The sequence below is a fragment of the Aeromonas sp. SG16 genome (assembly GCF_024436135.1).
Classification (GTDB): domain Bacteria; phylum Pseudomonadota; class Gammaproteobacteria; order Enterobacterales; family Aeromonadaceae; genus Aeromonas; species Aeromonas jandaei.
In genome coordinates this window covers 184,731-211,281 of sequence record NZ_JANFNW010000007.1, presented here as the reverse complement: position 1 = coordinate 211,281, position 26,551 = coordinate 184,731, and the positions used below count along the sequence as shown (strand labels likewise).

The window sequence follows — 26,551 nt, the reverse complement described above, 5'->3', positions numbered from 1 at the left end:
AGAGGGACTCGAACCCTCACATCCGTGGGACACTAACACCTGAAGCTAGCGCGTCTACCAATTCCGCCACCTTCGCATCACTGCGGAGGGGGATTCTATAGAGTTTTGGGGGGGCGTCAACAGCCAAAGGGGACTTTTTTCGCTGTTGACGCTTAAAGACATGCCAAAGGGACAAAACTTCAGCAATCTGCCCGAGTAGCTAGCTCAGTAACGGCCCAATGCGCTCAGATACATCTGTTCGTACTGGGTGACCGAGTCGGGCCAGTTGAAGCGGGTGTTCATGGCGTTGCGCTGCACCTTGGCGAATTTTTCCCTGTCTTGCAGGAAGTAGAGCAGGCTGCGGCGCATGGTATCGAGCAGAATTGCGGCGGTCGGGTCATTGAAGCAGAAGCCGGTGGCATGCTCTGGGTCTGTATCCCAGTCGACCACGGTATCTTTCAGTCCACCAACGGCGCGCACCAGTGGCAGGGTGCCATAGGCCAGGCTGTACATCTGGTTGAGACCGCAAGGTTCGAACAGAGAGGGCATCAGGAAGAAGTCCGCTCCGGCTTCAACCAGATGGGCCAGTCGGTCATCATAGGCATTGATGAAGGCGAGCTTGTCCGGGTAATCCCGGGCCATGGTTTGTAGTTGCGTGGCGAGCGCAGGATCGCCAGAGCCGACGATCACCACTTGTACCTGATGGTGGAGAAATTTCTCCAGCGCCGGGATCAGCAGGGGGACACCCTTCTGTTCGGTCAGGCGGCATACCATGCCATAGATAGGCAGGTTTGCGACTGGTAGACCCACCTCTTGTTGCAGGCTCTCTTTGCACACCTGTTTGCCGGTCAGATTGTCGACGCTATAGGTTGCGGGCAGGAGTTCGTCGAATTCGGGATCCCAATCCTTGTAGTCGCAGCCATTGAGGATGCCGCAAAGGTCGGCAGCCCGTTGCTGGAAGATGTGTGCCATGCCATGGGCACCAAGGTGAGTCAGCAGCTCCTGGGCATAGTTGGGGCTGACCGCATTGATCTTGTCAGCATACAGAACCCCGCACTTGAGCAGGTTGACGTGGCCGTAGTCATAGTTGATGCGGCGCTCGTAGTCGGCGATCTCGGGCATGGCCCAGAACTGCTCCCGCCCGAATACCCCCTGAAACGCCGCGTTGTGAATGCTGATCACGCTGCGAGTCTGCTGGAAGAAGGGGTTGTGGGCATGACGGGTTTTCAACAACAGCGGCAACAGGCCGGTATGCCAGTCGTTGCAGTGGGCGATGTCCGGGGCGAAACCAAGTTGCTCACAGGCATGGAGAGCTGCTGCCGAGAAGAAGGCAAAGCGCTCGCCGTTGTCCGGATAAGCCTGATTATTTTCAGCATAAAGCTGGGGGCGGTCGAAATATTGCGGGCAGTCGATGAGATAGATGCAAACACCATCCAGCTCCATCTGGTAAATGCGATAACCGATATCCGGCAGACCCGGGTGGGTGGGCAGCCAGCGCGATGCCACCAGTTTTGCCTCATCCCGGTGTTTTATCGTCTTGTAGAAGGGGAGCATGATCCTGACATCATGCCCCTTCTGGGCCAGATACATTGGCAGCGCTCTGGCTACATCCGCCAGGCCACCAGTCTTGACCAGCCCCTCGACCTCCGAGGCAACAAACAGGATTTTCAGTGGGTTAATAGCCAACTCTTGCTCCCTTAGGTACCACCACGATACCGCCTTCGGATACGGTAAATCGTTCTCTATCGTGGTCGAGATTTTCACCGATAACGGTGCCTGGCGCAATTTCAACGTTTTTATCAATGATGGCGCGCCGGATGGAGCACCCTTCGCCAATCTTTACATCCCCCAGCAGGACGGACTCGCTGATGTGGCTGCAGGCGCCGATGTTGCAGCGAAAACCGAGGATGGAGCGCTGGATCTGGCTGCCCTGAATGAAGCAACCGGCGGAGATGAGCGAGTTGGCGATCTTCACCTTGCACTCGTCACTGTCGATGAAGGTGGCTGGCGGCAGGGCCGGATAGTGGGTGTGCAGCGGCCACTTGCGGTTGTAGAGAGAGAAGAGAGGGTTGTCGGCCACCAAATCCATGTGCGCCTGCCAGTAGGAGTCCAGGGTGCCCACGTCGCGCCAGTAGACGTTGGGTTTTTCGCCCGGGATCACGTTGGTGCTGTAGTCGTAGACATAGACCGGCGCCCTTGGGTAGAGGCTGGGGATCACATCCTTGCCAAAGTCATGGCTGGAGTTCTCCTCTGCGGCATCCCGCTTCAACTCGCGGCAGAGCGCCTCGGTCTCGAAGATGTAGTTGCCCATGGAGACCAGTGCCTGGGTGGGATCACCGGGAATGTGTTTCGGCTGTTTCGGTTTCTCCTGAAAGCCGATCATCCGCCCTTCGGCATCCACCTCGATCACCCCGAACGAGCTGGCTTCTGCAATCGGCATGCGCAGGGCTGCCACTGTCATGGCGGCATTTTTCTGCTTATGGAAGCTCACCATCTGGCTCACATCCATCTTGTAGATGTGGTCGGAGCCGAAGATGCAGACATGATCCGGTTCGGCCCGCTCGATAAAGCCGAGGTTCTGGTAGATGGCGTCGGCGGTGCCGTCATACCAGCGCTTGCCCATCCGCATCTGGGCCGGAATGGGGTCGATAAAGCGGTCCGTGATGCCGACGATATTCCAGCCTTTCTTCATGTGCAGATAGAGGGACTGGGATTTGAACTGGGTGAGGACGTAGATGCGCAGAAAGTCTGCGTTGACGAAATTGTTGAGGACAAAGTCGATTAGCCGGTAGCTGCCACCAAAGGGTACTGACGGCTTGCTGCGGGTGGTTGTCAAAGGCTGCAGGCGAGTACCTTCACCTCCGGCCAGGATCATGGTCAAAATGCCAGCCATCGTATTTCTCTCCCTGAATAAACATGTATGAAAAGGTTTTCAACCTTCGGCATAAAAACACCCCTAAAGGGGTGTTTTTGCTGTGCTTCTAGTACCTTATCAGATTCCGGATGGCGCTCTCTAGCGGTTTTATTGTACTGCTTACACTTATTTACACTTTGCTCAGATAGACCTTGAATTTGGCGTCACTGTTGCTCACTTCCGTCCGTTTGAAGTGTGCTTCCAGTATAGGCTGATAGCGCAGGAATGCGTTGGCAACAATGGTCAGGCTGCCATGGGGACGCAAAAATTCAGGCGCCCTGGCGAGGAAGGTTTCGGTCGCCGCATAGAAGGTCTTGAGCCCGGCATGGAAAGGGGGATTGGAGACAATCTGATCAAAGCTTCCCGTAATGTCGGAGTAGACGTCAGAGGCATGAACCTCCCCTTGCAGATCGTTGATAGCCAAGGTGCGGCGGCTTGACTCCAGCGCCAGCGCATTGATGTCCACCATGGTGACCTTGAGCTCGGGATTGCGCTTGGCCAGCACGGAGCCAATTACCCCGGCACCGCAACCAAAATCGAGCAGTGAACCCTTCATGGCCGGCACGGTGGCCAGCAACATCTGGGTGCCGAGGTCCAGCTCGGCGGCGCTGAAAACGCCGGGCAGCGCCAGCACGGTCAGCTCGGTATCACCCGCCTTGCACTGATAGCGGCCAAACCAGCTATCCAGATCGAACGGGGCGACCGGTTTGCTCAGTTCGCCATGATAGAGAGAGCAGCGGCGCGCCGAATCGCGCTTGAGCGGTTTGTCGCCATAGGGGGCCAGCAGCTTGTCTGCGCCATTGATGCCGCCACGGTTTTCGCCGGCCAGGAACAGGTCGGCGCCAGCCTCCAGCAGGGGGGTCATCATGGCCAGCAGATATTGTGCCTCGGCTTTCGCCTTGGGCATCAGCAGCAACAGGGCATCGAAGCGGGGGGCGCCACCGAGTTGGTGGTCGAACAGGATAGCCTCGCCGAGGGCCGCCTGCTGGCTGCGGTAGTAGCAGTAATCGGTGGTAAAGACGGTCAGGGTTTGGGTCAGAGTGGCCAGCTGGCGAGGGTAGTCATCCTCCAGTGCGCCACAGACAAGTAGCCGCTTGCCGACAAAGAGGGCTTGGTTTCGTTCCAGCATCTGGCTGACGGCACTGATTGGGCTGCTCATCGGGTCTCTCCACGCAATTTTGGGCGGCCATTATACATAGCCCCTTTCGCCTTGACATTTATGCCGTGTTCCCGAAATATGCCCAGACACCATTTTTTGAGCAGAGATGAGTCAATGCGGTTCAACGGGTTGAAACGAAAGCATAAAAAAAGCCTGAAATTCGGGCCTGCTGACGTTCGCGCGTAACCTCTCATCCCTGAGAAGATTCAAACCCCGGTTGCGCACATCGAACCGGGGTTTTTTATTGCCATATGAGCGTCAAACCGGAGAAGGAGATCCCATGTTTCAAGGTTCAATCGTTGCGTTGATTACCCCGTTCCGACAGGGAAAGCTGGATGAAGAGGCGCTGCTGCGTCTGGTGGAGTGGCATATCGAGCAGGGTACTCACGGCATTGTGCCGGTCGGTACCACGGGTGAGAGCCCGACCCTGACCCACGACGAGCACTGCCGGGTGGTGGAGCTGGTGGTCAAACAGGTCGCTGGTCGCATTCCGGTGATTGCCGGAGCGGGCTCCAACAATCCGGTCGAGGCGATCGAATATACCCAGTATGCCGAGCGGGTCGGTGCAGATGCCACCCTGCATGTTGCCGGTTACTACAACCGCCCCAATCAGGAGGGACTCTACCACCACTTCAAGGCAGTGCACGACGCAACCAGCAAACCCATCATCGTCTACAACATTCCGCCGCGCGCCATCGTTGACGTGCAGCCCGCCACTCTGGCCCGTCTGGCCGAGCTGCCACGCATTGCCGGGGTGAAAGACGCGACTGGCGATCTGGCCCGTCCCTGGACCGAGCGCCAGCTGATCAAAAAGCCCTTTGCCTGGCTCTCCGGTGAGGATGCCACTGCCGTGGCCTACAACATCGGCGGTGGTCAGGGCTGTATCTCGGTGACCGCCAACGTGGCCCCCAAGCTGGTGGCCGAGGTGCAAAATCTGGCGCTGGCTGGCAAGTGGCAAGAAGCGCGTGAACTGCAAGACCAGCTGATTCCGCTTCATCAGGCGATGTTTGCCGAGCCGAGCCCGGCTGGTGCCAAATATGCCGCTTCCCTGCTCGGTTTCTGTAGCGAAGAGTGCCGCCTGCCGGTGATGCCACTGTCGGAAGCGACTCGCGAGCGCATTCGCAGCGCCATGCAGCAGCTCAACCTGCTGTAATGCAAAACGGGTGAGCCAAGGCTCACCCGTTCTGTTTGCGGTGGCAGCGGATTGGCCGCTCAGCGTGCGTTGTGCAGCCAGTCGGCGATAGCCAGCTGCAGTGCGACATAATCCGCTGAGAGGAAGAGGTCAGCCAGCTCGGCGGGCCACTGGCGATCAGAGACCGGCGCGGTTTGCAGATGCGCCAGCAGGCTTGCCAGCTCTGAACCCCAAAGGGTCGGCTGCGTCAGCTCGGCCACTCGACGTTCAATCAGCGCAATCCCTTCACACAGGGCGGCGAATGCTTGCTGCCGAATATTCTCATTCTGCGGATTTTCCAGCCCGAGCTGCTCGTGATGCTGCCAGTGGCTCAGGCCGGCGGCGATGGCGGTTACCACATCCATGGCTTCGCTGGTGGCCAGAGATTGCAGGGCCAGCGGCTTGCCGAGCCCGGCCAGCCGATACCCGCGCTGCGCCTTGGATTGCGCCCCCAGACGCACGCCACCAAGCCGGGCGAGGCGCTGCGCCAGTGCAAACAGCGCTGTGGTATCGCCCGACTTGAGCTCCAGTTCCAGCTCGTTGATCGCCGTGCGCCCCTGACTGCCGACTATCTCCCCCTGATCCCAGGCCAGTTCAATCTCGGCACCCTCGAACGCGATCAGCCAGTGGCGGCGCAGGAAGTCGGTACTGAATTGCGCGACCAGTTGCTGCTGGATGCGGTCACGTTCTGTCACATCGGGCCAGATTTCTGCGGGAAAGGCGCTCAATGTCGGCAGATCGCCACCAATTGGCGCATTGTATTCGGGTCTGGCATGCAGGCCACCCACCGCCTGGCCGCGGCATTTGATGGTCTGTTCGGCGTAGGCGTCGCAGCGGCGAATGCGCAACCCCATGTCCAGACGACGCAGGTCGAGGGTCGGCGTGTCGAAATAGACGTTGCCGAGCTGCTGTTGTGATGATTCTTTAATCTCAAAAGAATTCAACAGGTTGGATAAATCTGCCGCAATGTCGCGGGCGACAAAAAACTTTATCTCGATCTCAGTTTGCATACTCATTCCGGGCTGGCAGGCAACTTTGGGGGGCAGGAATCGGGTCGCGGGGATATAATGCCCGCGAAACGACTAGATTAATTCGCGGTTTAATTGAGGGCGCAGTTCGGTTAACATGCGCGCCTCATAAAATCGTATCGAGTGTTTTTTCACCGACACAGGTTTGGCCATGCCAGTAAATACTATTTTGGGGCTTTTTGCCAAGTCCCCCATCAAGCCGCTGCAGAAGCATATCGTCAAGGTTCACCAGTGCTCCCAGCAGCTGGTTCCCTTCTTTGATGCCGTTGCTGAAGACCGTTGGGAAGATGCCGAGAAGATCCGGCAACAGATCTCCCAGCTGGAAAAAGAGGCGGATATCCTCAAGCGTGAAATTCGTCTGAAACTGCCCCGCGGTCTGTTCCTGCCGGTTGCACGCACCGACCTGCTGGAGTTGTTGACCCAGCAAGACAAGATTGCCAACCGTGCCAAGGATATCTCCGGCCGCATGCTTGGTCGTCGCATGGAGTTCCCTTCCGAAATGCGGGAAGGCTTCATGGCTTACCTCAAACGTTGTATTGATGCGACCGCTCAGGCCGAGAAAGCGATCGGGGAGCTCGACGAGCTGCTCGAGACCGGCTTCAAAGGACGGGAAGTGGAAATGGTTGCCGAGATGATCCACCAGCTGGATCTGATCGAGGACGATACAGACACCATGCAGATCGGTCTGCGCCAACAGCTTCAAGCGGTTGAGCAGAACTACAACCCGATCGACGTGATGTTCCTCTACAAGATCCTCGAATGGGTAGGTGACCTGGCTGATCAGGCTGAGCGCGTAGGCGCCCGTCTTGAGCTGATGCTGGCTCGTTCGTAATCGACTGACTGGGTAAACACTATCAATGGACATTATTGCGAATTACGGCACCACTCTGGTGCTCGTGGCGGCCTTGTTCGGCTTTTTGATGGCCTGGGGCATTGGCGCGAATGACGTAGCCAACGCCATGGGCACATCGGTCGGTACCAAATCCCTGACCATTCGTCAGGCGATTATCATCGCCATGATCTTCGAATTTGCCGGTGCCTATCTGGCCGGTGGTGAAGTAACCGCCACCATCCGTAGCGGTATCATCGACAGCAATGCCTTTGTCGATAGCCCGGATCTGCTGGTGCTCGGCATGATCGCCTCCCTGCTGGCTGCCGGTGCCTGGTTGATCCTCGCCTCCTACTTTGGCTGGCCTGTCTCCACCACGCACTCCATCATCGGCGCCATCGTCGGTTTCGCCGTGGTGAGCATTGGCCCGGAAGCGGTGCAGTGGAACAAGTTTGGCGGCATCGTCGGCTCCTGGGTCATCACCCCCGCCATCTCCGGTGTCATCGCCTACTTCATGTTCATCAGCGTGCAGAAGCTCATCTTCAACACCGATGATCCCCTGAACAACGCCAAGCGCTACGTTCCCTTCTACATGTTCCTGACCTCGCTGGTCATCTGCCTGGTAACCATCAAGAAGGGTCTGACTCACGTTGGTCTGCACCTGACCGATGGCGAGGGCGTCATGCTCTCCGTGGCCATCTCTATCGCCGTGGCGTTTGCCGGCTGGATCTATATCCGCGGTCAGAAGTACAACCCGCAGGATGACAGCAAGATGCACTTCGCCAACGTGGAGAAGGTATTCGGCATCCTGATGGTGATCACAGCCTGTGCCATGGCGTTTGCCCACGGTTCTAACGACGTGGCCAATGCCATCGGCCCGCTCTCTGCGGTGGCCTCTATCGTGGCTTCCGGTGGCGAGATTTCCGGTCAGGCCGCCATTGCCTGGTGGATCCTGCCCCTCGGCGGTATCGGTATCGTGATCGGTCTGGCCACCATGGGCGAGAAGGTGATGGCGACTGTCGGCACCGGCATCACTCACCTGACCCCGAGCCGTGGTTTTGCCGCCCAGCTGGCCACTGCCGCTACCGTGGTAATCGCCTCCGGCACCGGTCTGCCCATCTCCACCACCCAGACTCTGGTTGGTGCGGTCATGGGCGTGGGTCTGGCGCGCGGTATCGCGGCGCTGAACCTGGGTGTGCTGCGCAACATCGTGGTCTCCTGGGTCATCACCCTGCCGGCAGGTGCCATTCTGGCCATCGGTATCTTCTACGTGTTGCAGGCCTGCTTCTCCTAAGAAGCTGCGTTCAGCAATAAAAAAGCCCGAGTCATCGACTCGGGCTTTTTTATTGCCGCTATTTCTTGCGCTTAGAGCGACGCGCAGATTTGCCAGAGGTCGTACTGGATGGCGGCGGCCGTCACTTCGCGACCAGCCCCTGGCCCCTGAATCACCAGCGGGTTGGTGCGGTAGCTGTCGCTCTCGATGGCGAAGATGTTGTCGCATGGCAACAGGTTGGCAAACGGGTGGTGCGGCTCCAGCGCCTCCAGCCCGACCCGCGCCTTGCCGTCATGCTCGAAGCGAGCCACGTAGCGCAGCACCTTGCCGAGGCGCTTGGCCCCCTCGAAGGCGGTCTGGATCGGGCCATCCAGCTCTTTCAGTCTGTCCATGAACTGATCTGTGCTCACCTTGCGCAGCGGGACGGGCACCAGATTCTCCAGCTCGATATCGGCGGAGTCGAGCTCGAAGCCCGCCTCTCGTGCCAGAATAAGCAGCTTGCGACGCACATCCTGACCGGAGAGATCCTCGCGGGGATCCGGTTCGGTCAGGCCGTGCTGCCACGCCTCATCAACCAGCTCGGAGAAGGGGCGGGTGCCGTCATACTGCTGGAACAGCCAGGAGAGGGTGCCGGAGAAGATGCCGGATACCCCCTGAATACGGTCGCCGCTCTGGCGCAGCATCTGGATGCTGGACTGGATTGGCAACCCGGCACCCACGGTGGCGTTGTAGCGCCACTGCACCTGATGGTCGCGGCAGGTCTGCTTGATGCGCTGGTAGAATTCGCTGTCGGCGGCCCCGGCAAACTTGTTGGCTGCGATGATGTGAATGCCGAGCTGGGCGAAGTCGGGGTAGTAGAGGCTGACCGTTTCGCTGGCGGTCAAATCGATAGCGATCAGGGTGTCGAAGCTGTGTTGTTCCAGCTGGGCCAGCAGTTCGGGCCAGATCAGTGCTTTGGGGGCAAAGTTGTCCTGCACCTTGAGCGGATCCAGCCCCTCTTCATCGAGCAGGCCCCCTTCCGAGCTGAACACCCCGTAGAGGGTGAGCGCCAGATTGAGTTCATGTTCGAGGCGCGCCTTTTCGCGGGCATAGAGGCTCAGCCAGTGGCCGCCGATATTGCCCTTGCCGAACACCACCAGTCCGACCCGATTCGGGCGGCTGAACAGGGCGCTGTGCATGGCGATGAGCAAGGGTTCCAGCACTACCTGACGCAGCACGGCCACCAGACTCAGGCCATCTTTGGCCACCTGGACGAACTCCAGCGGCTGATCCGCCAGCAGCTGGTAGAAGCGGTGACACTGCTCGGCATTGTCGGTGACGCCTGCCCCTACCAGCGCTACCAGACTGTACCCCTCCTTCTGGATGAGGCCGGTGAAGCTCCCTTGCAGCTGGAAGTCGCGCAGCAGCTCGAAGGCCCCTTGTGCCACTTCGAGGGTATAGGCGAGGCGCAGCACCCTGCGATCCGGCTGGCGCTGCAGGGTGAGCGGATTGAGGCGGTGACGGGCCAGATGGGCCTCGATGGTGGCTACCGTCTGCTCATAGTTGGTCTGTGGCAGCACCTTCAGCTCGATGAGGGCGATCTGATCCACCGAGGAGACGATGCGGGCACCGCCGGAGCGGGGGGCGCGGCGCAGGATGTGGGTGCAGCCCTCGTCCGGGTTGTAGCTGCAGCGCAGGGTGAGGCGCTGACGACTGTCGGCCACCGGTTGCAGGGTACGGGAGTGCAAGACCGAGGAGCCGAGGCGGGCCAGCTCGTTCGCTTCGGCGAGGCTCAGGCGCTCCAGCAGGCGCGCCTCCTTCACCCGGCGCGGGTCGGCGCTGTAGACCCCGGCCACGTCGCTCCAGATGGTGGTGGATTCGCCGTCCGCCAGCAGCGCCAACAGGCTGGCGCTGTAGTCGGAACCGTTGCGACCGAGCAGCAGGGAGCGGCCTTCCATGTCGGCAGCGATAAAGCCGGTTACCACGATACGACCGGCATGCTCCGCCAGTCGCGCCTTGAGCAGTTCGCTGGAGAGCGCAGTATCCACCTTGACCAGAGCGCCATCCTCGGCGCGCAGGAAGCTGCGGGCATCGAGCCAGATGGCCTTGTCGCCGCGGCTGGTGAGCAGGGCTGCCAGCAGGCGCGCCGACCACACCTCGCCAAAGGCGAGCAGGCCGTTGCGGGCGAAGCGGTCAAACTGCCCCTCAAGCGTCTTGGCGATGAGCTGCATGTCGTCGGCCAGCTGTTTGCTCAGATCAAGCTGCAGTTCACCTTCCAGCAGGCCGTCGATCAGCCCCTGCTGATAGGCGTGGAGGGCGGAGATGGCTTCGCCAGCGGCTTCATCACCCGCTTCGGCCAGCTCCACCAGCTGGATCAGGCGGTTGGTGGTCTTGCCGGCGGCGGAGACCACGATCAATTCATCCCCACCCACCTGTTGTTCCACGATGCTGGCGACCCGGCGATAACAGACCGGATCCGCCAGACTGCTGCCACCGAATTTGTGGACGTGACGTCGCTTCAAGCCTGCTTCTGTTGCCACCGCGATCTCTCCTTGTTGCTGCTGTTCCATTACTTCGCTACCTGTTCTGCCTGCTGCGCCTGTGCAAAAGCCTGTGCCAGATCGGCCACCAGATCTTCACCGTGTTCAATACCGACCGACAACCGCAGCAGCTGGGCGCTGATGCCTGCTGCCTGCTGCGCGACCGGGGTCATGGCCCTGTGGGTCATGCTGGCCGGATGGGCCACCAGACTCTCCACCCCGCCGAGGGACTCGGCTACCGAGAAGAGGGTGAGGGCCGCAAGGAAGGTGCGAATGCCCGCCTCGCTGCAATCGAGTTCAAAACTTAGCATGGCGCCGAAGCCGGACTGTTGACGGCGCGCAATATCGTGGCCCGGATGGCTCGGCAGGCTGGGGTGATAGATGCGTTTCACCAGCGGCTGCTGTTGCAGGAAGGCGAGGATGCGATCGGTGTTCTCCTGATGGGTGCGTAATCTGGGGGCCAGAGTGCGCAGACCGCGCAGGGTGAGGTAGGAGTCGAACGCCCCGGAGGTGAGCCCCAGACAGTTGGCCCACCACACCAGCGACTCGGCCAGTGCGGCCTCCTTGGCAATCGCCACTCCGCCTACCACGTCTGAGTGACCGTTGATGTACTTGGTGGTGGAGTGCACCACCACATCGGCACCGAGGGCCAGCGGCTGTTGCAACAGGGGGGAGAGGAAGGTGTTGTCCACCACTACCTGTGCACCCACCTCGTGGGCGGCGCTGGCGATGGCGCTGATATCCACCACCCGCAGCAGCGGGTTGGAGGGGGTCTCGACCCATACCAGCGCAGGCTTCTGGGCCAGTGCGGCGGCCAGCGCGGCCTCATCCCCCTGATCGACAAACTGCACCCGGTAGTGGCCCTTGGCCGCCAGATACTCGAACAGGCGCCAGGTGCCACCGTAGCAGTCGTGGGGAGCGATCAGCAGATCCCCCGCCTTGAGCAGGGCGGTGCTGACCAGATGGATAGCCCCCATGCCGGTGCCGGTGACCACGGCGCCTGCGCCCCCTTCCAGTGCCGCCAGCGCGCCCGCCAGATTGGTACGGGTCGGGTTGCCGGAACGGGCATAATCGTATTGACGGGGTTCGCCAAAGTCGGCAAAGGTGTAGTTGCTGGAGAGGTAGATAGGCGGCACCACGGCACCGTGTTGCTGGTCTGTCTCAATCCCGGTGCGAACCGCCAGGGTGGCCTTGTGGGTCATGTTTCTCTCCTTGATCTCTCTGGACGGTGGCCGCTCTTCCTGCCACGCTGCTTTTGCCACACGCAATCGTGCCAATGCTGGCATCATGATGAACCACACTACGCCAGCTTAAAAAGGCCGTCAACACTTCCAGACGTCTAAATGGCTTTGCTGTTGGATTGCCATTAATTTCCTTAAGGGTTAAAATCCGCGCTCACGGCTAAATGAGAACAGGTGAGTCATGGGAACAGAGTGGAACGGCGACTACGTCAGCCCCTACGCGGAACACGGTAAGAAGAGCGAACAGGTCAAGAAGATTACCGTCTCGATCCCGCTCAAGGTGTTGAAAGTGTTGACCGATGAGCGCACCCGCCGTCAGGTGAACAACCTGCGTCATGCGACCAACAGCGAGCTGCTCTGTGAAGCCTTCCTGCACGCTTTCACCGGCCAGCCGCTCCCTTGCGACGAAGACTTGCGCAAGGATCATCCGGACAGTGTCCCTGCCGAAGCGCGCGCCATTATGGAAGCGCTGGGCAAAGAGATCGAAGATTTCGACAAGGAATAACCCCCAATGACGCGGCCCTGGCCGCGTCATTGCTATCTGTCATGTCTCGCTTCAGCCTGCGCCACTATCACCACCACGTTTGCAGCCATAGTCACGACTTTGCCCAGCTGGTGATCCCCCTCGACGGCCCCCTCGAGATCGAGGTGCAGGGCCATGGGCGTCGGCTTGCCCCCGGTTCTGCCTGCGTCATCGCCCCCGGCGAGCGACACGACTACGCCGCCGATCCCGCGCTTTCGTTTCTGGTGCAGGAGAGCGACTGGCTGCCCGGCGATCTGGCAGCTCACCCCTTTATCGAGCTGGATGAACCCCAGCGCCACTACCTCGCTTTTCTGCACCGCATGGTGGCCGAGGGGCGGCAGGTGGCGGGCATGGAGCAGGTGTGGATCTCCCTGCTGGCGGAAGGGCTGGGGATGCAGAGCTCAGCCATTCCACGCCTTGCCGCCCGCATCCTCAAGGTGCAGCGCCATATCGAGGCCAACCTCGCCGCCCCGCTGACCAATCAACAACTCGCCGCCATCGCCTGCCTTGGCCAGAGCCAGTTCAAGCTCGCCTTTCGCCAGCAGCTGGGGGTGAGCGTCTCCCACTACATTCGCAGTCGGCGCATGGCGCTGGCGCGAACCCTGCTTGCCGGTACGCAACTGCCCGTTGGCGAGATTGCCAGCCGCTGCGGTTACCAGAATCAGGGGGCCTTCAGCGAGCGCTTCCTGAGTGAGACCGGGCTCACTCCGTCCCTCTGGCGCCAGCAAAACGGCCGCCTGCCGTAACGAAACGGCTGATCGCCGAAGACGGGATGCTCTCTTTGGGCCATGCTGCGGGTCATGCAAGGTGCACGATAAACAGGAGCCGTAATGGAGACGATTAGCTGGCAGGATTTCGAGGTGGTGGAGCTCCGGGTGGGCACTCTGGTGCGGGTCGAGCCGTTCCCCGAGGCGCGCAAACCGGCCTACAAGGTGTGGGCGGATTTTGGCCCCGAACTGGGGATCCGCAAGAGCAGCGCCCAGATCACCGCCCTCTACCAGCCAGAGCAGCTGGTGGGCCGCCAGATCATCGCCGTAGTCAACTTCCCGACCAAGCAGATCGGCCCGTTTCAGTCGGAGTTTCTGCTGACCGGTTTCTACCGGCCGGATGGCGCCGTGGTGATGGCCATTCCCGAGCAGGCGGTGGAGAACGGCGCCAGGCTGGGCTGAGTTCACATCTGAACAGAGACAAGAGAGGCGACCCTGGGGTCGCCTCTCTTTTTGCTTGTTGCTCGCCGTTACTTCAACAGGCTGAAGATCAGCGCCGATACCGCCAGCGAACCGGTCAGCAGGATAAAGCCGTTGGTCCAGCCGTGACGGAAGCGGGCCAGCGCCTCCACCTTGTAGATGGCAATCACCGGCATGATGAACAGGATCATGGCGATAACCGGGCCGGAGAGGGTCTCCATCAGCCCCAGAATGCCCGGATTGATGACGGCGGCACCCCAGATGGCGAAGAACATCAGGGCGATGCCGACTTTGTCCGCCTTGGCCAGCGGCAGGCCGGTGGGCTTGGCGATCAGGCTTTTCAGGCTTTCACGGGCACCGAGGAAGTGGCCGAGGAAGGAGGAGCTGATGGCGATAAAGGCGATGAGCGGCCCCAGAGTCACGATCACCGGGTTATCGGTGATGTTGGCGAGATAGGAGAGCACAGAGACGTTCTGGGCCTTGGCTTCAGCCAGCTGGGCTGGCGAGAGGCTCAGCACGCAGGAGAAGACGAAGAACAGCACGAAGCCCACCAGCATCACTGTGGTGTTGCGCAGGATCAGGCCGCTCTTGGCTTCTGCCTGCTCGCCATATTCACGACGCTGCACGTTGGCAAAGCCGGAGATGGCTGCGGCGTGGCTGAAGGCGAACACGGTGACCGGCAGCGCCAGCCAGACGGTGTTGAGGAAGCTGACCCCTTCAAACGCGGTCACTTCCGGCCATTGCCACTGAGGGATCAGGTAGCAGGAGAGGGCCGCCAGAATGGCCGCGAGCGGATAGACCATAAAGGCGAAGGCGCGCAGCATCGCCTTCTCACCCGCCAGCATCACGGCGATCATGGCAAACACCAGCACGCCTGAGAGCATCACCCGATCCGGGGTTGCCATGCCGAGCTGGTTGACCATAAAGCTCTCCACCGTGTTGGTCAGCCCGACCCCGTAGATGAGCAGGATCGGGAAGATGGAGAGGAAGTAGAGCGCCGAGATAAGGCGACCGGCCATCTTGCCGAAGTGCTCCTCCGCCACTTCGGTGAAGTCGGCGTGGGGGCGTGACGAGGAGAGCACGAAGCGCGCCAGCCCGCGGTGGGCGAGGAAGGTCATGGGGCCTGCCAGTACTGCGACGATGACGAGGGGCCAGATGCCGCCCAGACCCAGATTGATGGGCAGGAACAGGATACCGGCGCCAACGGCGGTGCCAAACAGGCTGATAACCCAGTGGGTGTCGTGACGGCGCCAGCGGGTGGTGCTGGCAGTGGTGGAGCAGGAACCGGATAGCTCCTTGGTAGCCTCTACAGATAAACTCATTACTAATTCACTTTTTGTTAGTGTTTTAATCTGAGTTCATTGTGGTTTATCGGGATTTAATTCTCAAAAGGCGAGACTGAAACATATCACTGCCATTGCGGGGTTTAGCCAGCGAGATTGGGAATGGAATCTGGATCACAGAATGCAACAAAACTGAAAATGGTTATTTTTGTGAAATATAAAACCAAAATTTGATCCTCACTCGTTTTTTTATTTTGGCTAATCAGGTGTTTTCAGAATTACGTGAAAAAATCGCACCATTTCTCGCCGACCGACTGTGATGTTTCACTATCATTTTGCCGCTTTGCCAGCGTATCACGCTGTTCAAGAGCGCCTTGACCAGCGGATCACTCCGGTCATCACCCGGGGCAACTTCCCTGAAAAAGCAGGCGGCTATCGGGCCGCCTGCTTGTCTGGTGTGATGATATCGCTATCCGTCTAGTGGGCCAGAATGTTGCCCCAGGCGAGATCCGGATCCCCCATCACGATAAAGTCAGGGTTTTCCAGCGACTCGGTTTCGTTGTAACTGAGTGGCTGCAACGCCAGGCTGAGGATACGGCCACCGGCCGCCTCGACGATGCACTGGGCGGCGGCGGTGTCCCACTCGCCGGTGGGGCCTAGCCGCACGTAGCAATCGGCCGCCCCTTCCGCCACCAGACAGGATTTGAGGGAGCTGGAGCCGAGCGGGATCAGCTCGTAGTTGATGGCCGGGTTGAGGCGGCGGGTGAGCTTCTCCAGCTTCTGGCGGCGGCTGATGGCCACCACCAGCGAGTCGGGCTGGTCATGCTCGTGGTGCATGGCGCTGATGGGCAACACCTCGCCATTCACCTCCTTGAAGGCGCCGTAGCCACGCACCGCCCAGTAGAGCACATTGGACTCGGGAGCATAGATGACCCCGAGCACCGGCACATTGTCCCGCACCAGGGCGATCAGGGTGGCGAAGTCGCCGCTGCCCGCAATAAATTCGCCAGTGCCGTCGAGGGGATCCACCAACCAGTACTGCCGCCAGTTGGATCGTTGGCTGAAGGGGATGTCGGCCGCCTCTTCGGTCAGCACCGGCACGTGGGGAGTGAGCGCCGAGAGCGCCTGTTTGAGGTAGGCATCGGCAGCAAGATCGGCACTGGTGACCGGGGTCGCATCCTCCTTCAGCTGACGCTCGAACTGACCGCCGTGATAGATGTCGTGAAGGATCCTTCCGGCTTCGCGGGCAATCTCCTTGACCCCCGGCACCCAGGCCAACAACTCCTGCATCTCGTTATCCTCTGTCTGTTAACTGCCCGTCTGCGGGCTACTCTGCCTGCTCCGCCAGCCACTTTTGGGCCAAGAGCAGGGCACTGATGCTGCGCGACTCGGTGAAGTCGGGCCGCGCCAGCAAATCATCGATCCGGTTGAGTGGCCAGGGGATCACCTCCAGCGGTTCGGGTTCGTCGCCGATCCGGTGTTCGGGGAAGAGATCCCGCGCCAGCAAAATGTCCATCCGGCTGGAGAAGTAACCGGGCGCCAGCGACACCTGTTTGAGCAGGGTCAGGCTGTTGGCGCCAAAGCCCGCCTCTTCCATCAGCTCCCGGTTGCCCGCCTCGAAGGCATCTTCGCCCGGGTCGATCAGCCCCTTGGGAAAGCCCAGCTCGTAGGAGTGGGTGCCGGCGGCATATTCGCGTACCAATAGCAGGGTCTGCTCATCGAACAGCGGCACCACCATGACGGCGCCACGATTGCCGCCGCGCATCCGCTCGTAGACCCGCTCCTCGCCGTTGGAGAATTTGAGGTGGAGGGATTCCACTCTGAACAGCCGGCTCTCGGCCACGATCTCGGCCTTGAGGATCTCCGGTTTGCTCTTCTCCTGCTCCAGCTGGTCGATCGAAATCTGTTCGGGGGGGCTTTTGTGGTGCTCACTCATCAGGGGTGACGGCTCGTTAAAAAATCGTGCTTCAAGAGTAAACGACTCCCACACCGAACACCACGGGGCAGGGAGGGGAAAGGGGGAGGAAAAATCCGTTATACTGCCGTCCCGTTTTCCGAGATCCGCGATCAAGAGGCCCGATGCCACACTCCCGCTCAAACACCTTGCCATGGCACCAGATAGATACCGTCTTGCTCGATATGGATGGCACCCTGATCGATCTGCATTTTGACAACCACCTCTGGCAGCAGCTGGTGCCGGAGCGTTACGCCGAGCGGCTTGGTCTGCCGCTGGATGAAGCCAAAGCGCAGATCGATGTCCACTATCACGCCGTCAACGGCACCCTCAACTGGTACTGCGTGGATTACTGGAGCGAGACCCTGGGGCTCGATATTCGAGCCCTCAAGCAGGAGCTGCTGGCGAAGATCCAGTGGCGCCCCCACGCCATCCCCTTTCTGGCCGCGCTGCGCGCCGCGGGCAAGCAGCTGGTGCTTTTCACCAATGCCCACCCCGCCAGTCTGTCGGTGAAGGATGCGCAGTTGGGACTAAGCGACCATCTGGATCTGATGGTGAGTACCCATGAGCTGGGCTGGTCGAAGGAGAGCCAGCACTGCTGGCAGGCACTGGCCGAGCGGCTGGCGTTCGATCCGGCCCGCACCCTGTTTGTGGATGACAGTGAGCGGATCCTGCGGGCTGCCGCCGACTATGGCATCGGCTATCAGCTGGCGATCCAGAATCCGGATAGCTGCAAGCCGGAGCAGAGCATTACCGCTTTTCCGGCGATCCGCGACTATGCCGAGTTGCTGCCGCTGGCAATCTGAATCAGTTCAAACAAGAGAGGGCTGCATCATGCAGCCCTCTCTGTATCTGAAACCTGGCGGTGAAAGATCACAGCTCCCGGAACGGGCGCCGTTTCTCCTCTTCGATGACGATCGCCTCCAGATTGGCGATCCGCTCCTGCAACTCTCTGATGATCATATCCTGCCTGCCGAGGCGGTCGGTGATGCGGGCATCCCCCATCTGATAGCGGGCCCGCTTGCCGAGATATCCGAACAATACGCTGATAAATACGATCAGGACTATGCCTGTCCACATGGTCATGTCACGACTCCTTGTCGTCTATAGACGGCGAAAACGCTGATGAGATCTGCTCTGTTTTCTCATAGCCGCCGGGCGGCCGCAATGGGGCCCATTGTCCCTTTGTGACGCAGACAGCTATTGCTGCCAGAGTGGCCGCCCGACCCAGAGCGCCCACAGGGTGAGGTGCAGCAGCACGATAAACCAGAAGACCAGCCGGTAGCTGCGCTTCTGGGTCTTGTGACGTAGCCACTGGCGGGCCACCAGTGCCCCCGGCCAGCCGCCGCACAGCTCCAGCAGATGGAGCCTCGATTCGGGAATGCGCCACTCGCCCCGCACCGCCTGCCGCTTGTCCCAGGCGTAGGCCGCCAGCGTCAGCAGACTCATGGTCAGCAGTGCGGCCAGTGGCCACCACTGCTGGCTGTCGAGGCCGAGCCAGAGGGTCCAGCCCAGTGGCAGCAGTGCCAGCGCCATCATTGGGCCAGCTCCCAGCAGCGCTCCTCATCCTGCTTGAGAGTGCGGATCACCCTGGCCGGATTGCCCACTGCCACCGAGTCGGCGGGGATGTCGCGGGTGACCACGGCGCCAGCGCCAATGATGGATCGCGGCCCTATGGTGACGCCGGGGCAGATGATGGCGCCGCCGCCGATCCAGCAGTCATCGCCGATCCGTACCGGCTTGTTGTAGGCAGTCCAGTTGCGTCGTTCCAGATAGTTCATGGTGTGGGTGGCGGTGTAGATCTGCACGTTGGGGGCCAGCAGCACATGGCTGCCGATGTGTACCTCGCCCACGTCGAGAATAGTGACGTTGAAGTTGAAGAAGGTCTTCTCGCCGATATGAATGTTGCGGCCGAATTCGCAGGTGAAGGGCGTGCTGATCCAGCAGGAGTCGGGGCAGTGGCCGAACAGCTCGCGGCAAATTTGCTGGCGCAGAGGGCCATCGCCTGCAGGTGAACCATTGAGCCGGGCCAGCAGCGCCTGACCGCGGATCCGGTCGTTCGCAATCTCCTCGCTCTGGCTGTCCAGTGCCCCGCCAGCCAGTACCTTGTCCCAGTCGCTCGCCATTGCTACCTCCTCATGCTGCAAGAGGGGGCAGTATACGTGACAAGCGCGAGAGGCGTCAGTCTGTCACTTCTGGCAGGTGATCCCCGTCATCCTGCTGGCCAGACGAGGGGGAGGATCAGCAGGGCCGAGACGAAGTAGGGGAGCAGCACCCGCAGCCCCAGACTGCGACCGCCGATGCCGAGGGCCAGCAACCCCTTCACCAGCGAGTTGATCAAACCGGCGAGCAGGATGCCGCGGGCCGCCACCTCCAGCGCCAGCTCCTTGTGGGAGAGCTGGGAGAGCGACAAGGTGATGGCATCCACGTCGGTGATCCCTGAAACCAGCGACAGCAGATAGACCCCCGAGTTGCCTACCTTGTCTTGCAGCAGAGTTGCCATAAAGCCGATCAGCGCCAACAGCAGGCCGAACTTGATGGCGGTGGTCAGATCGAGCGGGTTGCTGGTTTCCGGCTGTACCGGGCCGTCAGTCACCTCCTCGCGCTGGCGCCAGAACCAGAAGGCAAAGCCGTACACCGTGGTCGCCAGCAACACGAGCGGGGCGGCGAGGCGCATCGCCAGTTCGCCGTGAATCAGCAGCACCAGTACCAGCAGCCGCAGCCACATGGTGGCCCCCGCCAGCAGGATGCCGGTGGCCAGCAGTCGCTCCAGCCCCCCCTGCTCCTTGTTGAGACGGGCGAACTGCAGGGTAAGGGCGGTGGAGGAGGCCAATCCCGCCAGTATGCTGGTGAGCACCAGTCCGGCGCGGGTGCCGAGCAGCCGCACCGCGAAGTGGCCGCAGAACGAGATGCCGGCGATCACCACCACCATCAGCCAGATCTTGAAGGGGTTGAAGGCATCGAGGGGCCCCATCTCCTCGTTGGGCAGTACCGGCAGCAGCACCAGCGAGATGAGCAGAAAGCGCAGGGTGGCGTGGAATTCGGTTTCGCTGAGAAACAGCATCCCCTGCTGGATCTTGCCCTTGAGCCCCATCAGCAGGGCGGCCAGCACGGCGCAGGCCACCGCCTCGCTCGGGCTCAGCAGTACCGACATCAGCCCCAGCAGATAGGTGAGCAGCATGGCCACCGAGCTGGTGAGACCGAACTCCCCCTGCCAGCGCTGGGCCAGCCAGACCGAGAGGCCGCAGCCGATCACCACCGCCAGCAGGCCGAGCAGCGGCAGCCAGGGGCCCAGGGTCGGCAGCAGCAAGCCGCAGACCCCGCCGAGCAGGCCGATGAGGCCGTAGGTACGCATCCCGGCGATGCGCTGGTTATCACCCAGCTGGCGAACCTGCCAGCCCCGTTCCAGTCCGATGATGAGGCCGATGGCCAGCGAGACCAGGGCACCGTTGACGGGTTCTGCATTGATCCACATAACGACTTCCTTTTCGTCATCTGCCTGCCTTGTTCCCATGATGGCACAGCGCTTGAGGTCACAGAGGGGTATGGCTCACAGAGTCTGCGTCTGGCTCCTTGTGGCGTGTGGCCGCTTGATATGAGCAAAAGAGATAAGCAAATAGTTATTTCTTTCTTCTCGGTATAACAACTCCACGGCATGCTGCTCTCAACCCAACGATATGGAGTATCACCATGAAACTGCGAATGACCGCTCTCTCCCTCTTCTCCGTGCTGGCCTTTGGCCAGGCCTACGCCGCGGAAGTGCACCTGCTCAACGTCTCCTACGATCCGACCCGCGAGCTGTTTCAGGAGTACAACTCAGCCTTTGCCAAGGAGTGGAAGGCCAAAACCGGTGACGATGTGGTGGTGAGCCAGTCTCACGGTGGCTCTGGCAAGCAGGCTCGCGCCGTAGTGGACGGACTGGAAGCTGACGTGGTCTCGCTGGCGCTTGCCTACGACGTCAACGCCGTTGCCAAGCAAGGTCTTATCGCAGCGGATTGGCAGAACCGTCTGGCCAATAATGCAGCGCCCTACACCTCGACCATCGTTTTCCTGGTACGCAAGGGTAATCCCAAGCAGATCAAGGATTGGGGCGACCTGGTGCGCAAGGATGTGGCCATCGTGACCCCCAATCCCAAGACCTCCGGCGGTGCCCGCTGGAACTATCTCGCCGCCTGGGGTTATGCCCTGAAGAAGAGTGGCAATGAAGAGGGGGCCAAGCAGTTTGTCGGCGATCTCTACAAGAACGTGAAGGTGCTGGACTCCGGCGCCCGCGGCGCCACCACCAGCTTTATCGAGCGTGGCCTTGGCGATGTGCTGCTGGCATGGGAGAACGAAGCCCTGCTGGTACTTGGTCAACCCGGTGCCAGCGACAAGTTCGAGCTGGTGGTGCCATCGGTCTCCATACTGGCTGAGCCGCCGGTCGCGGTGGTGGACAAGGTCGCCAAGAAGCATGGCACCGAAACGGTGGCCAAGGCCTACCTCGACTACCTCTACTCCGACGAGGGGCAGCACATAGTCGCCAAGTATCACTACCGCCCCAGCAATCCGGCGATCCTGAAAGAGACCGCAGATCAGTTCCCCAAGCTCGCACTCTTTACGGTCAAGGATATCGAGGGGAACTGGGATAAAGCCCAGAAGAAACACTTCGCACAGGGCGGTCTGTTTGACCAGATCTACCAACCCGGTGGCTGAGGCAGGTAACTCCGTATAACCCCTTTGAACTGGCCCCTGTGCCAGCCGATAGGAGCACCAAGATGAACAAGATCCTCCTGGTTCCCGGTCTGCACAACAGTGGGCCGGATCACTGGCAAAGTCGCTGGCACGAGCACTTTCCCTACTGGCAACGGATGACGGGTCTGCCATGGGAGAAACCGGATCTCACGGTCTGGAGTGCCAAGCTGGCGAGCAAGTTGAGAAGTCGCCGCAGTCGGGTCCATCTGGTGGCCCACTCTTTCGGTGCCCTGACCGCCATCGCGGCAGCCAGATTGCAGCCGGAGAAGGTCGCCTCGCTCTTTCTGGTGGCACCGGCTGACCCGGCCCGCTTCGGGATTGTCGATGAACGGTTGGAAGGGCCGTTGCAAGTCTCCGCCCAGCTGGTGGCCAGTCGCAACGATCCCTGGATGAGCTTCGAGCGGGCCGAATACTGGAGTCGTCAGTGGCAGGTGCCTTTGTTCGACGCTGGCAACGCGGGCCATATCAATGCCCAGTCCGGTCATGGCGACTGGCATCAGGGGTTGGAGCTGCTTGGCTCTCTCTATCGCCGGGCCGAGCTGGTGGTTGCTCCGCAAGCGGCTTCGGCTATCAGAACTGTTGTTGTCTCTGCCATCGGCCCTTAACCAATGGCGGGATATGTTATCGGGTGAGCTGTTGCGAGCCCTGCTCTTTGAATGTTGCGCTCCGTATTGCTCCATTTCTTAGGTCTTTTATTTATATAAAAGACCTTTTTTTATTTGGATCGCTCTAAAAGCCTTGTTCCACCGTTGTTAGACAAAAAAGTAATTAGCAAAGTCGCAAATGGTGTTTGTTGCTTAAAAGGAGAGTAAGCAGAATCGCTACATCTGATGTTTTTCATAACAAATGGAATCGTTATGCGATTTGGTTCTTACTCAGTCCTGCCGGGATTTGGCCCGACCCTCGGCTTTACTCTGCTCTATCTGGGCCTGCTGGTGTTGTTGCCGCTCTCGGCGCTGGTGCTGTTTGCCGCGAACAACCTAACCGCTGCCGAGTTCTGGCAGGTGATTGGTTCACCCCGGGTGCTCGCCTCTTTTCGCCTGAGTTTCGGTGCTGCCTTTGTCGCGGCGCTGCTCAACAGCCTGTTTGGCCTGATCCTGGCCTGGATCCTGGTGCGCTACACCTTCCCCGGTCGTCGACTGGTGGATGCGTTGATCGACCTGCCATTTGCCATGCCGACCGCTGTATCCGGCATCGCCCTCTGCGCCATCTTCGCCCCCAACGGCTGGATCGGCCAGCTGCTGGCGCCGCTCGGCATCCAGCTCGCCTACAATCCCATCGGCGTCGTGATCGCACTCACCTTTATCGGGCTGCCTTTTGTGGTGCGCACCCTGCAGCCGGTGCTGCGAGAGGCTGAGAGCGAGCAGGAGGAAGCCGCCGCCAGCCTCGGTGCCGATCGCTGGCAGACCTTTATCCACGTGCTCTGGCCGACCCTGATCCCTGCCCTGCTCACCGGCTTTGCGTTGGCGTTTGCCCGTGCAGTGGGGGAGTACGGCTCCGTCATTTTTATCGCCGGCAACCTGCCGATGGTCTCGGAAATCGCACCGCTGATGATCATGAGCCATCTGGAGGAGTACGACTATGCCGGCGCCTCTGCCATTGCCGTGGTGATGCTGCTGATCTCATTCATTTTGTTACTGCTAATCAACAAGTTGCAGGCCTGGAGCTGGTCTCGTATCGGAGGGAGCCGGATATGAACGCATCGACACTCGCCCTTGAAGTCGCCCCTGTGGAGGTTGCTCCCGTGCGCAAGGCACCTCCAGTGATCCGCGAACCCCAGTGGGTCAAATGGCTGCTCATCACGGTGGGTCTCGGCTGGTTTGCCGCCCTGTTGCTGCTGCCGTTGGCCACCGTCTTTATTCAGGCGCTGAGCCCTGGGCTGGCCTTCTTCTGGCACGCCATCAGCGAGCCGGATGCCCTGAGCGCCCTCGGTCTGACCGCACTGGTGACCCTCTGCGCCGTTCCACTCAATCTGCTGTTCGGGATCGCTGCGGCCTGGGCCATCGCCCGTTTCCGCTTCCCCGGTCGGCAGCTGCTCATCACCATCATCGATCTGCCCTTCTCGGTGTCGCCGGTGATCGCCGGTCTGATGCTGGTGTTGATGTTCGGCAGCCGCGGCTGGTTCGGTGACTGGCTGAGCGAACACGACATCAAGATCATCTTCGCCACCCCGGGGATCATCCTGGCAACCACCTTCATTACCGTGCCCTTCGTGGTGCGCGAGCTGCTGCCCCAGATGGAGGCGCGTGGCCCGGAAGAGGAGGAGGCGGCCATCATGCTGGGGGCGAGCGGTCTGCAGATGTTCTGGCGCGTCACCCTGCCCGGCATTCGCTGGAGCCTGATGTACGGCCTGCTGCTCTGTACCGCCCGCGCGGTGGGGGAGTTTGGCGCCGTGTCAGTGGTTTCCGGTCATATTCGCGGCCAGACCAATACCCTGCCGCTGCATATCGAGATCCTCTACAACGAGTACCAGACCGGCGCCGCCTTTGCAGTGGCAAGCCTCTTGGCTCTGTTCGGGATCTTCACCCTGCTGGGTGAAACCCTGTTGGCCCGGCTGCGTGCCCAGCCCACCAAATCTCACTGATCACCGTTTTAAAGAGGCAGCCATGAGCATTCAGGTTCAACAACTCAACAAGCATTTCAATCAGTACGCGGCGCTGGCAGACATCAACCTCGACTTTCACGACGGTGAGCTGGTGGCGCTGCTCGGCCCCTCCGGCTGTGGCAAGACCACCCTGCTGCGGATCATCGCCGGGCTGGAGCAGGCCGACTCTGGCCACGTCATCATCCGTGGCGAGGACGCATCGGATCTCCATGTGCGTGAGCGCAACGTCGGCTTCGTGTTCCAGCACTACGCCCTGTTTCGCCACATGACGGTGTTCGAAAACGTAGCGTTTGGCCTTAGGGTCAAACCGCGCAGTGAACGCCCGGCCGAGGCGGCCATTCGTGCCCGGGTCAAGGAGCTGCTGGATCTGGTGCAGCTCAGCCATGTGTCCGAGCGCTATCCGACCCAGCTTTCCGGCGGTCAGCGTCAGCGGGTTGCGTTGGCCCGCGCGCTGGCGGTGCAGCCTAAGGTGTTGCTCTTGGACGAGCCCTTCGGCGCCCTCGATGCGCAGGTGCGCAAGGAGCTGCGCCGCTGGCTGCGCGAGCTGCACGACGAGCTGCACGTCACCAGCCTGTTCGTCACCCACGATCAGGAGGAGGCGCTGGAGGTAGCGGATCGGGTGGTGCTGATGAACGCCGGACGGGTCGAGCAGATCGGCACCCCGGCCGAGGTCTACGACCAGCCTGCCAGCTCCTTCGTCCACAGCTTCCTCGGCAGTGTGAACCAGTTCCGCGGTCGGGTGGCGGAGCAGGGATTCGGTGTCGGCGAGCAGCTGCTCGGCGGGCCGTCGGCTTCTCATCTGGCCCACGGCAGTGCCGCCATCGCCTATGTTCGTCCCCATGAACTGGAGATTCTGCCAGCCGATGCGCCGGGCGGGATCCGCGCCACCATCACCCGTCTGCTGCCCATGGGGCCACGCATTCGGGTGGAGCTGCGTGGCGATGGCGAAACCAAAGGGGCCCACTATGAGGCGGAGCTGAGCAAGGAGGCGGCCAAGCAGTTTGCCCCGGGACAGGGGGTACGGCTGGTGGCCAGACAGGCGCAGTTCTATCCCGATTACCAGATTTGATGTTGTGTTGCGGGTGGCATGGCTACCCGGGTTCAGGCGCTCTGCCGGGGCATGATCCGGCCAAATAACAAAAATGAGGGGGTGACCAGATTGTGTCGCCCACTCTTCGCAGGAGGCGACAAGGTGAATTTTCAGCAGTTACGAATTATCCGGGAGGCAGCGCGGCGGGATTACAACCTGACCGAGGTGGCCAACGCCCTTTTTACCTCGCAATCCGGGGTGAGTCGCCATATCCGCGAGCTGGAAGAGGAGCTGGGGATCGAGTTGTTCATCCGCTACGGCAAGCGGCTGCTCGGCATGACCGAGCCGGGCAAGGAGCTGCTGGTGATTGCCGAGCGCATTCTCAATGACGCCAACAACATCCGCAAACTGGCCAGCACCTTTGCCAACCGCGACTCGGGCCGTTTGCTGGTGGCGACCACCCATACCCAGGCGCGCTATGCCTTGCCGCGGGTGGTGAAGGCGTTTCGCGAGCAGTTCCCGCTGGTACAGCTGGAGCTGCGTCAGGGCAGCCCGGAGGAGATAGTGCGGCTGGTGCAGACCGGCGAGGTAGATATCGGCATCAGCAGCGAGCAGCTCGACAAGAGCGAAGGGGTGGTGGCATTCCCCTACTACCGTTGGCACCACAATATCGTGGTGCCCGAGCAACATCCGCTGGCAGGCGAGCGGGATCTGACGTTGGCGGCGCTGGCCAACTGGCCCATCGTCACCTATCAAGACGGGTTGACCGGGCGGGTGCGGGTGGATGAAGCCTTTGCTGCAGCTGGCATTGAACCGCAGATCCTGCTGACGGCGCAGGACTCCGATGTCATCAAGACCTATGTCGAGCTGGAGATGGGGGTCGGCATACTGGCCGACATGGCGTTCGACTCGCAGCGGGATCAGGGGCTGGTGCAGCTCGACGGCAGCCATCTGTTTGCCCCCCACACCGCCTGGATTGGCCTCAAGCAGGGGCAGTTCCAGCACAACTTTGCCTGGCAGTTTATCCAGCTCTGCAACCCCGAGCTGGCGCTGGCGGATATTCAGGCCCGCGCCATGGGCAGCGAGCCTGCCATCGACTTCCAGATTTGAATCGGAAGAGAAGAG

At 60.7% G+C, this 26,551-nt stretch carries 26 protein-coding genes; 13 read left to right on the top strand and 13 right to left on the bottom strand.

The window, feature by feature from the left end:
- Positions 1–204: 204 nt before the first annotated feature.
- The 3 genes from glgA to rsmC form a co-directional block, all read right to left on the bottom strand.
- Positions 205–1,665 carry a glycogen synthase GlgA gene (glgA, locus tag NOM67_RS16600; protein ID WP_255938790.1) on the bottom strand — a complete coding sequence of 487 codons (1,461 nt, stop codon included), beginning with the start codon at positions 1,663–1,665 and terminating at the stop codon, positions 205–207.
- The gene (gene glgC / locus NOM67_RS16595; RefSeq protein ID WP_033113980.1) at positions 1,655–2,872 is read right to left on the bottom strand and encodes a glucose-1-phosphate adenylyltransferase; all 1,218 of its coding nucleotides are present in this window, start codon (positions 2,870–2,872) and stop codon (positions 1,655–1,657) included. Before glgC ends, glgA begins: the two co-directional genes overlap by 11 nt.
- Before the next feature lie 151 nt (positions 2,873–3,023).
- Positions 3,024–4,052 (bottom strand): 16S rRNA (guanine(1207)-N(2))-methyltransferase RsmC, encoded by a 1,029-nt coding sequence (gene rsmC, locus NOM67_RS16590; RefSeq protein WP_255938789.1) that lies wholly within the window; start codon positions 4,050–4,052, stop codon positions 3,024–3,026.
- A gap of 280 nt (positions 4,053–4,332) precedes the next feature.
- On the opposite strand from rsmC, the gene dapA reads away from it, so the two are divergent.
- Complete coding sequence (gene dapA / locus NOM67_RS16585; RefSeq protein ID WP_033113982.1) at positions 4,333–5,205, top strand: 4-hydroxy-tetrahydrodipicolinate synthase; 873 nt, start codon at positions 4,333–4,335, stop codon at positions 5,203–5,205.
- Positions 5,206–5,264: 59 nt separating this feature from the next.
- Here dapA and NOM67_RS16580 read toward each other — a convergent pair whose 3' ends face one another.
- Positions 5,265–6,233 (bottom strand): inorganic triphosphatase, encoded by a 969-nt coding sequence (locus NOM67_RS16580; RefSeq protein ID WP_255938788.1) that lies wholly within the window; start codon positions 6,231–6,233, stop codon positions 5,265–5,267.
- A 169-nt stretch (positions 6,234–6,402) separates the two neighbouring features.
- Here NOM67_RS16580 and NOM67_RS16575 point away from each other — a divergent pair, with 169 nt between their 5' ends.
- Together NOM67_RS16575 and NOM67_RS16570 are read left to right on the top strand one after the other, a co-directional pair.
- Positions 6,403–7,083 carry a TIGR00153 family protein gene (locus NOM67_RS16575; protein ID WP_033113984.1) on the top strand — a complete coding sequence of 227 codons (681 nt, stop codon included), beginning with the start codon at positions 6,403–6,405 and terminating at the stop codon, positions 7,081–7,083.
- Between the two features lie 25 nt (positions 7,084–7,108).
- Positions 7,109–8,374 carry an inorganic phosphate transporter gene (locus NOM67_RS16570; RefSeq protein ID WP_041209023.1) on the top strand — a complete coding sequence of 422 codons (1,266 nt, stop codon included), beginning with the start codon at positions 7,109–7,111 and terminating at the stop codon, positions 8,372–8,374.
- 71 nt (positions 8,375–8,445) lie between these two features.
- On the opposite strand, the gene NOM67_RS16565 is transcribed toward NOM67_RS16570, so the two are convergent.
- Positions 8,446–10,902 carry a bifunctional aspartate kinase/homoserine dehydrogenase II gene (locus NOM67_RS16565; RefSeq protein WP_255938787.1) on the bottom strand — a complete coding sequence of 819 codons (2,457 nt, stop codon included), beginning with the start codon at positions 10,900–10,902 and terminating at the stop codon, positions 8,446–8,448.
- A complete protein-coding gene (gene metB / locus NOM67_RS16560; RefSeq protein ID WP_255938785.1) occupies positions 10,902–12,074 on the bottom strand; it encodes a cystathionine gamma-synthase in 1,173 nt (390 codons plus the stop codon). The genes NOM67_RS16565 and metB overlap by 1 nt, the downstream gene beginning before the upstream one ends.
- A gap of 220 nt (positions 12,075–12,294) precedes the next feature.
- On the opposite strand from metB, the gene metJ reads away from it, so the two are divergent.
- The 3 genes from metJ (at position 12,295) to NOM67_RS16545 (ending at position 13,805) form a co-directional block, all read left to right on the top strand.
- Positions 12,295–12,618 (top strand): met regulon transcriptional regulator MetJ, encoded by a 324-nt coding sequence (metJ, locus tag NOM67_RS16555; RefSeq protein WP_005343046.1) that lies wholly within the window; start codon positions 12,295–12,297, stop codon positions 12,616–12,618.
- A 41-nt stretch (positions 12,619–12,659) separates the two neighbouring features.
- Entirely contained in the window at positions 12,660–13,382 is a 723-nt protein-coding gene (locus NOM67_RS16550) for an AraC family transcriptional regulator (RefSeq protein ID WP_255938781.1), read from the top strand.
- An 84-nt stretch (positions 13,383–13,466) separates the two neighbouring features.
- Complete coding sequence (locus NOM67_RS16545; RefSeq protein WP_127007042.1) at positions 13,467–13,805, top strand: tRNA-binding protein; 339 nt, start codon at positions 13,467–13,469, stop codon at positions 13,803–13,805.
- A gap of 68 nt (positions 13,806–13,873) precedes the next feature.
- Here NOM67_RS16545 and NOM67_RS16540 read toward each other — a convergent pair whose 3' ends face one another.
- The 3 genes from NOM67_RS16540 to nudE form a co-directional block, all read right to left on the bottom strand.
- Complete coding sequence (locus tag NOM67_RS16540) at positions 13,874–15,145, bottom strand: aromatic amino acid transport family protein (RefSeq protein ID WP_255938780.1); 1,272 nt, start codon at positions 15,143–15,145, stop codon at positions 13,874–13,876.
- Between the two features lie 438 nt (positions 15,146–15,583).
- Positions 15,584–16,396, bottom strand: a complete 813-nt coding sequence (gene cysQ, locus NOM67_RS16535; RefSeq protein WP_005343054.1) for a 3'(2'),5'-bisphosphate nucleotidase CysQ — start codon at positions 16,394–16,396, stop codon at positions 15,584–15,586.
- Positions 16,397–16,433: 37 nt separating this feature from the next.
- Positions 16,434–17,042 (bottom strand): ADP compounds hydrolase NudE, encoded by a 609-nt coding sequence (nudE, locus tag NOM67_RS16530; RefSeq protein WP_255938779.1) that lies wholly within the window; start codon positions 17,040–17,042, stop codon positions 16,434–16,436.
- A gap of 143 nt (positions 17,043–17,185) precedes the next feature.
- Here nudE and yrfG point away from each other — a divergent pair, with 143 nt between their 5' ends.
- The gene (yrfG, locus tag NOM67_RS16525) at positions 17,186–17,866 is read left to right on the top strand and encodes a GMP/IMP nucleotidase (protein WP_255938777.1); all 681 of its coding nucleotides are present in this window, start codon (positions 17,186–17,188) and stop codon (positions 17,864–17,866) included.
- 67 nt (positions 17,867–17,933) lie between these two features.
- On the opposite strand, the gene NOM67_RS16520 is transcribed toward yrfG, so the two are convergent.
- The 4 genes from NOM67_RS16520 to NOM67_RS16505 all read right to left on the bottom strand — a co-directional run bounded on the left by NOM67_RS16520 (position 17,934) and on the right by NOM67_RS16505 (position 20,535).
- Positions 17,934–18,146, bottom strand: coding sequence for a hypothetical protein (locus NOM67_RS16520; RefSeq protein WP_041209029.1), 213 nt, complete (start codon positions 18,144–18,146; stop codon positions 17,934–17,936).
- Positions 18,147–18,260: 114 nt separating this feature from the next.
- Positions 18,261–18,599 (bottom strand): DUF1294 domain-containing protein, encoded by a 339-nt coding sequence (locus NOM67_RS16515; RefSeq protein ID WP_043850033.1) that lies wholly within the window; start codon positions 18,597–18,599, stop codon positions 18,261–18,263.
- Positions 18,596–19,186 (bottom strand): sugar O-acetyltransferase, encoded by a 591-nt coding sequence (locus NOM67_RS16510; RefSeq protein WP_255938775.1) that lies wholly within the window; start codon positions 19,184–19,186, stop codon positions 18,596–18,598. The genes NOM67_RS16515 and NOM67_RS16510 overlap by 4 nt, the downstream gene beginning before the upstream one ends.
- Positions 19,187–19,272: 86 nt before the next feature.
- On the bottom strand, positions 19,273–20,535 hold the full coding sequence (locus NOM67_RS16505) for a DUF4010 domain-containing protein (protein WP_255938774.1): 1,263 nt from the start codon (positions 20,533–20,535) through the stop codon (positions 19,273–19,275).
- A gap of 215 nt (positions 20,536–20,750) precedes the next feature.
- On the opposite strand from NOM67_RS16505, the gene NOM67_RS16500 reads away from it, so the two are divergent.
- From NOM67_RS16500 to cbl, 6 genes are all read left to right on the top strand, one after another.
- On the top strand, positions 20,751–21,752 hold the full coding sequence (locus NOM67_RS16500) for a sulfate ABC transporter substrate-binding protein (RefSeq protein ID WP_042030331.1): 1,002 nt from the start codon (positions 20,751–20,753) through the stop codon (positions 21,750–21,752).
- A 62-nt stretch (positions 21,753–21,814) separates the two neighbouring features.
- Complete coding sequence (locus NOM67_RS16495; protein WP_041209034.1) at positions 21,815–22,396, top strand: alpha/beta hydrolase; 582 nt, start codon at positions 21,815–21,817, stop codon at positions 22,394–22,396.
- 252 nt (positions 22,397–22,648) lie between these two features.
- Positions 22,649–23,488: a sulfate ABC transporter permease subunit CysT gene (gene cysT / locus NOM67_RS16490; RefSeq protein ID WP_201912701.1), complete on the top strand. Its 840-nt coding sequence runs from the start codon at positions 22,649–22,651 to the stop codon at positions 23,486–23,488.
- Positions 23,485–24,375 (top strand): sulfate ABC transporter permease subunit CysW, encoded by an 891-nt coding sequence (gene cysW / locus NOM67_RS16485; RefSeq protein WP_104015986.1) that lies wholly within the window; start codon positions 23,485–23,487, stop codon positions 24,373–24,375. The genes cysT and cysW overlap by 4 nt, the downstream gene beginning before the upstream one ends.
- Before the next feature lie 22 nt (positions 24,376–24,397).
- Positions 24,398–25,465 (top strand): sulfate/molybdate ABC transporter ATP-binding protein, encoded by a 1,068-nt coding sequence (locus tag NOM67_RS16480; RefSeq protein WP_255938770.1) that lies wholly within the window; start codon positions 24,398–24,400, stop codon positions 25,463–25,465.
- A 123-nt stretch (positions 25,466–25,588) separates the two neighbouring features.
- Positions 25,589–26,536, top strand: a complete 948-nt coding sequence (gene cbl, locus NOM67_RS16475; protein WP_255938769.1) for an HTH-type transcriptional regulator Cbl — start codon at positions 25,589–25,591, stop codon at positions 26,534–26,536.
- The last annotated feature ends 15 nt before the right edge of the window (positions 26,537–26,551 follow it).

Bases quoted from the DNA above. Each gene is read 5' to 3' on its own strand.
- cysW (WP_104015986.1), top strand. From the start codon at position 23,485: ATGAACGCATCGACACTCGCCCTTGAAGTCGCCCCTGTGGAGGTTGCT.
- metJ (WP_005343046.1), top strand. From the start codon at position 12,295: ATGGGAACAGAGTGGAACGGCGACTACGTCAGCCCCTACGCGGAACAC.
- NOM67_RS16575 (WP_033113984.1), top strand. From the start codon at position 6,403: ATGCCAGTAAATACTATTTTGGGGCTTTTTGCCAAGTCCCCCATCAAG.
- NOM67_RS16580 (WP_255938788.1), bottom strand. From the start codon at position 6,233: ATGCAAACTGAGATCGAGATAAAGTTTTTTGTCGCCCGCGACATTGCG.
- NOM67_RS16520 (WP_041209029.1), bottom strand. From the start codon at position 18,146: ATGACCATGTGGACAGGCATAGTCCTGATCGTATTTATCAGCGTATTG.
- dapA (WP_033113982.1), top strand. From the start codon at position 4,333: ATGTTTCAAGGTTCAATCGTTGCGTTGATTACCCCGTTCCGACAGGGA.
- glgC (WP_033113980.1), bottom strand. From the start codon at position 2,872: ATGGCTGGCATTTTGACCATGATCCTGGCCGGAGGTGAAGGTACTCGC.
- NOM67_RS16505 (WP_255938774.1), bottom strand. From the start codon at position 20,535: ATGTGGATCAATGCAGAACCCGTCAACGGTGCCCTGGTCTCGCTGGCC.
- NOM67_RS16545 (WP_127007042.1), top strand. From the start codon at position 13,467: ATGGAGACGATTAGCTGGCAGGATTTCGAGGTGGTGGAGCTCCGGGTG.
- NOM67_RS16500 (WP_042030331.1), top strand. From the start codon at position 20,751: ATGAAACTGCGAATGACCGCTCTCTCCCTCTTCTCCGTGCTGGCCTTT.
- nudE (WP_255938779.1), bottom strand. From the start codon at position 17,042: ATGAGTGAGCACCACAAAAGCCCCCCCGAACAGATTTCGATCGACCAG.
- NOM67_RS16570 (WP_041209023.1), top strand. From the start codon at position 7,109: ATGGACATTATTGCGAATTACGGCACCACTCTGGTGCTCGTGGCGGCC.
- cysQ (WP_005343054.1), bottom strand. From the start codon at position 16,396: ATGCAGGAGTTGTTGGCCTGGGTGCCGGGGGTCAAGGAGATTGCCCGC.
- NOM67_RS16510 (WP_255938775.1), bottom strand. From the start codon at position 19,186: ATGGCGAGCGACTGGGACAAGGTACTGGCTGGCGGGGCACTGGACAGC.
- rsmC (WP_255938789.1), bottom strand. From the start codon at position 4,052: ATGAGCAGCCCAATCAGTGCCGTCAGCCAGATGCTGGAACGAAACCAA.
- NOM67_RS16565 (WP_255938787.1), bottom strand. From the start codon at position 10,902: ATGGAACAGCAGCAACAAGGAGAGATCGCGGTGGCAACAGAAGCAGGC.
- NOM67_RS16540 (WP_255938780.1), bottom strand. From the start codon at position 15,145: ATGAGTTTATCTGTAGAGGCTACCAAGGAGCTATCCGGTTCCTGCTCC.
- cysT (WP_201912701.1), top strand. From the start codon at position 22,649: ATGCGATTTGGTTCTTACTCAGTCCTGCCGGGATTTGGCCCGACCCTC.
- NOM67_RS16515 (WP_043850033.1), bottom strand. From the start codon at position 18,599: ATGATGGCGCTGGCACTGCTGCCACTGGGCTGGACCCTCTGGCTCGGC.
- NOM67_RS16495 (WP_041209034.1), top strand. From the start codon at position 21,815: ATGAACAAGATCCTCCTGGTTCCCGGTCTGCACAACAGTGGGCCGGAT.
- NOM67_RS16550 (WP_255938781.1), top strand. From the start codon at position 12,660: ATGTCTCGCTTCAGCCTGCGCCACTATCACCACCACGTTTGCAGCCAT.
- yrfG (WP_255938777.1), top strand. From the start codon at position 17,186: ATGCCACACTCCCGCTCAAACACCTTGCCATGGCACCAGATAGATACC.
- metB (WP_255938785.1), bottom strand. From the start codon at position 12,074: ATGACCCACAAGGCCACCCTGGCGGTTCGCACCGGGATTGAGACAGAC.
- NOM67_RS16480 (WP_255938770.1), top strand. From the start codon at position 24,398: ATGAGCATTCAGGTTCAACAACTCAACAAGCATTTCAATCAGTACGCG.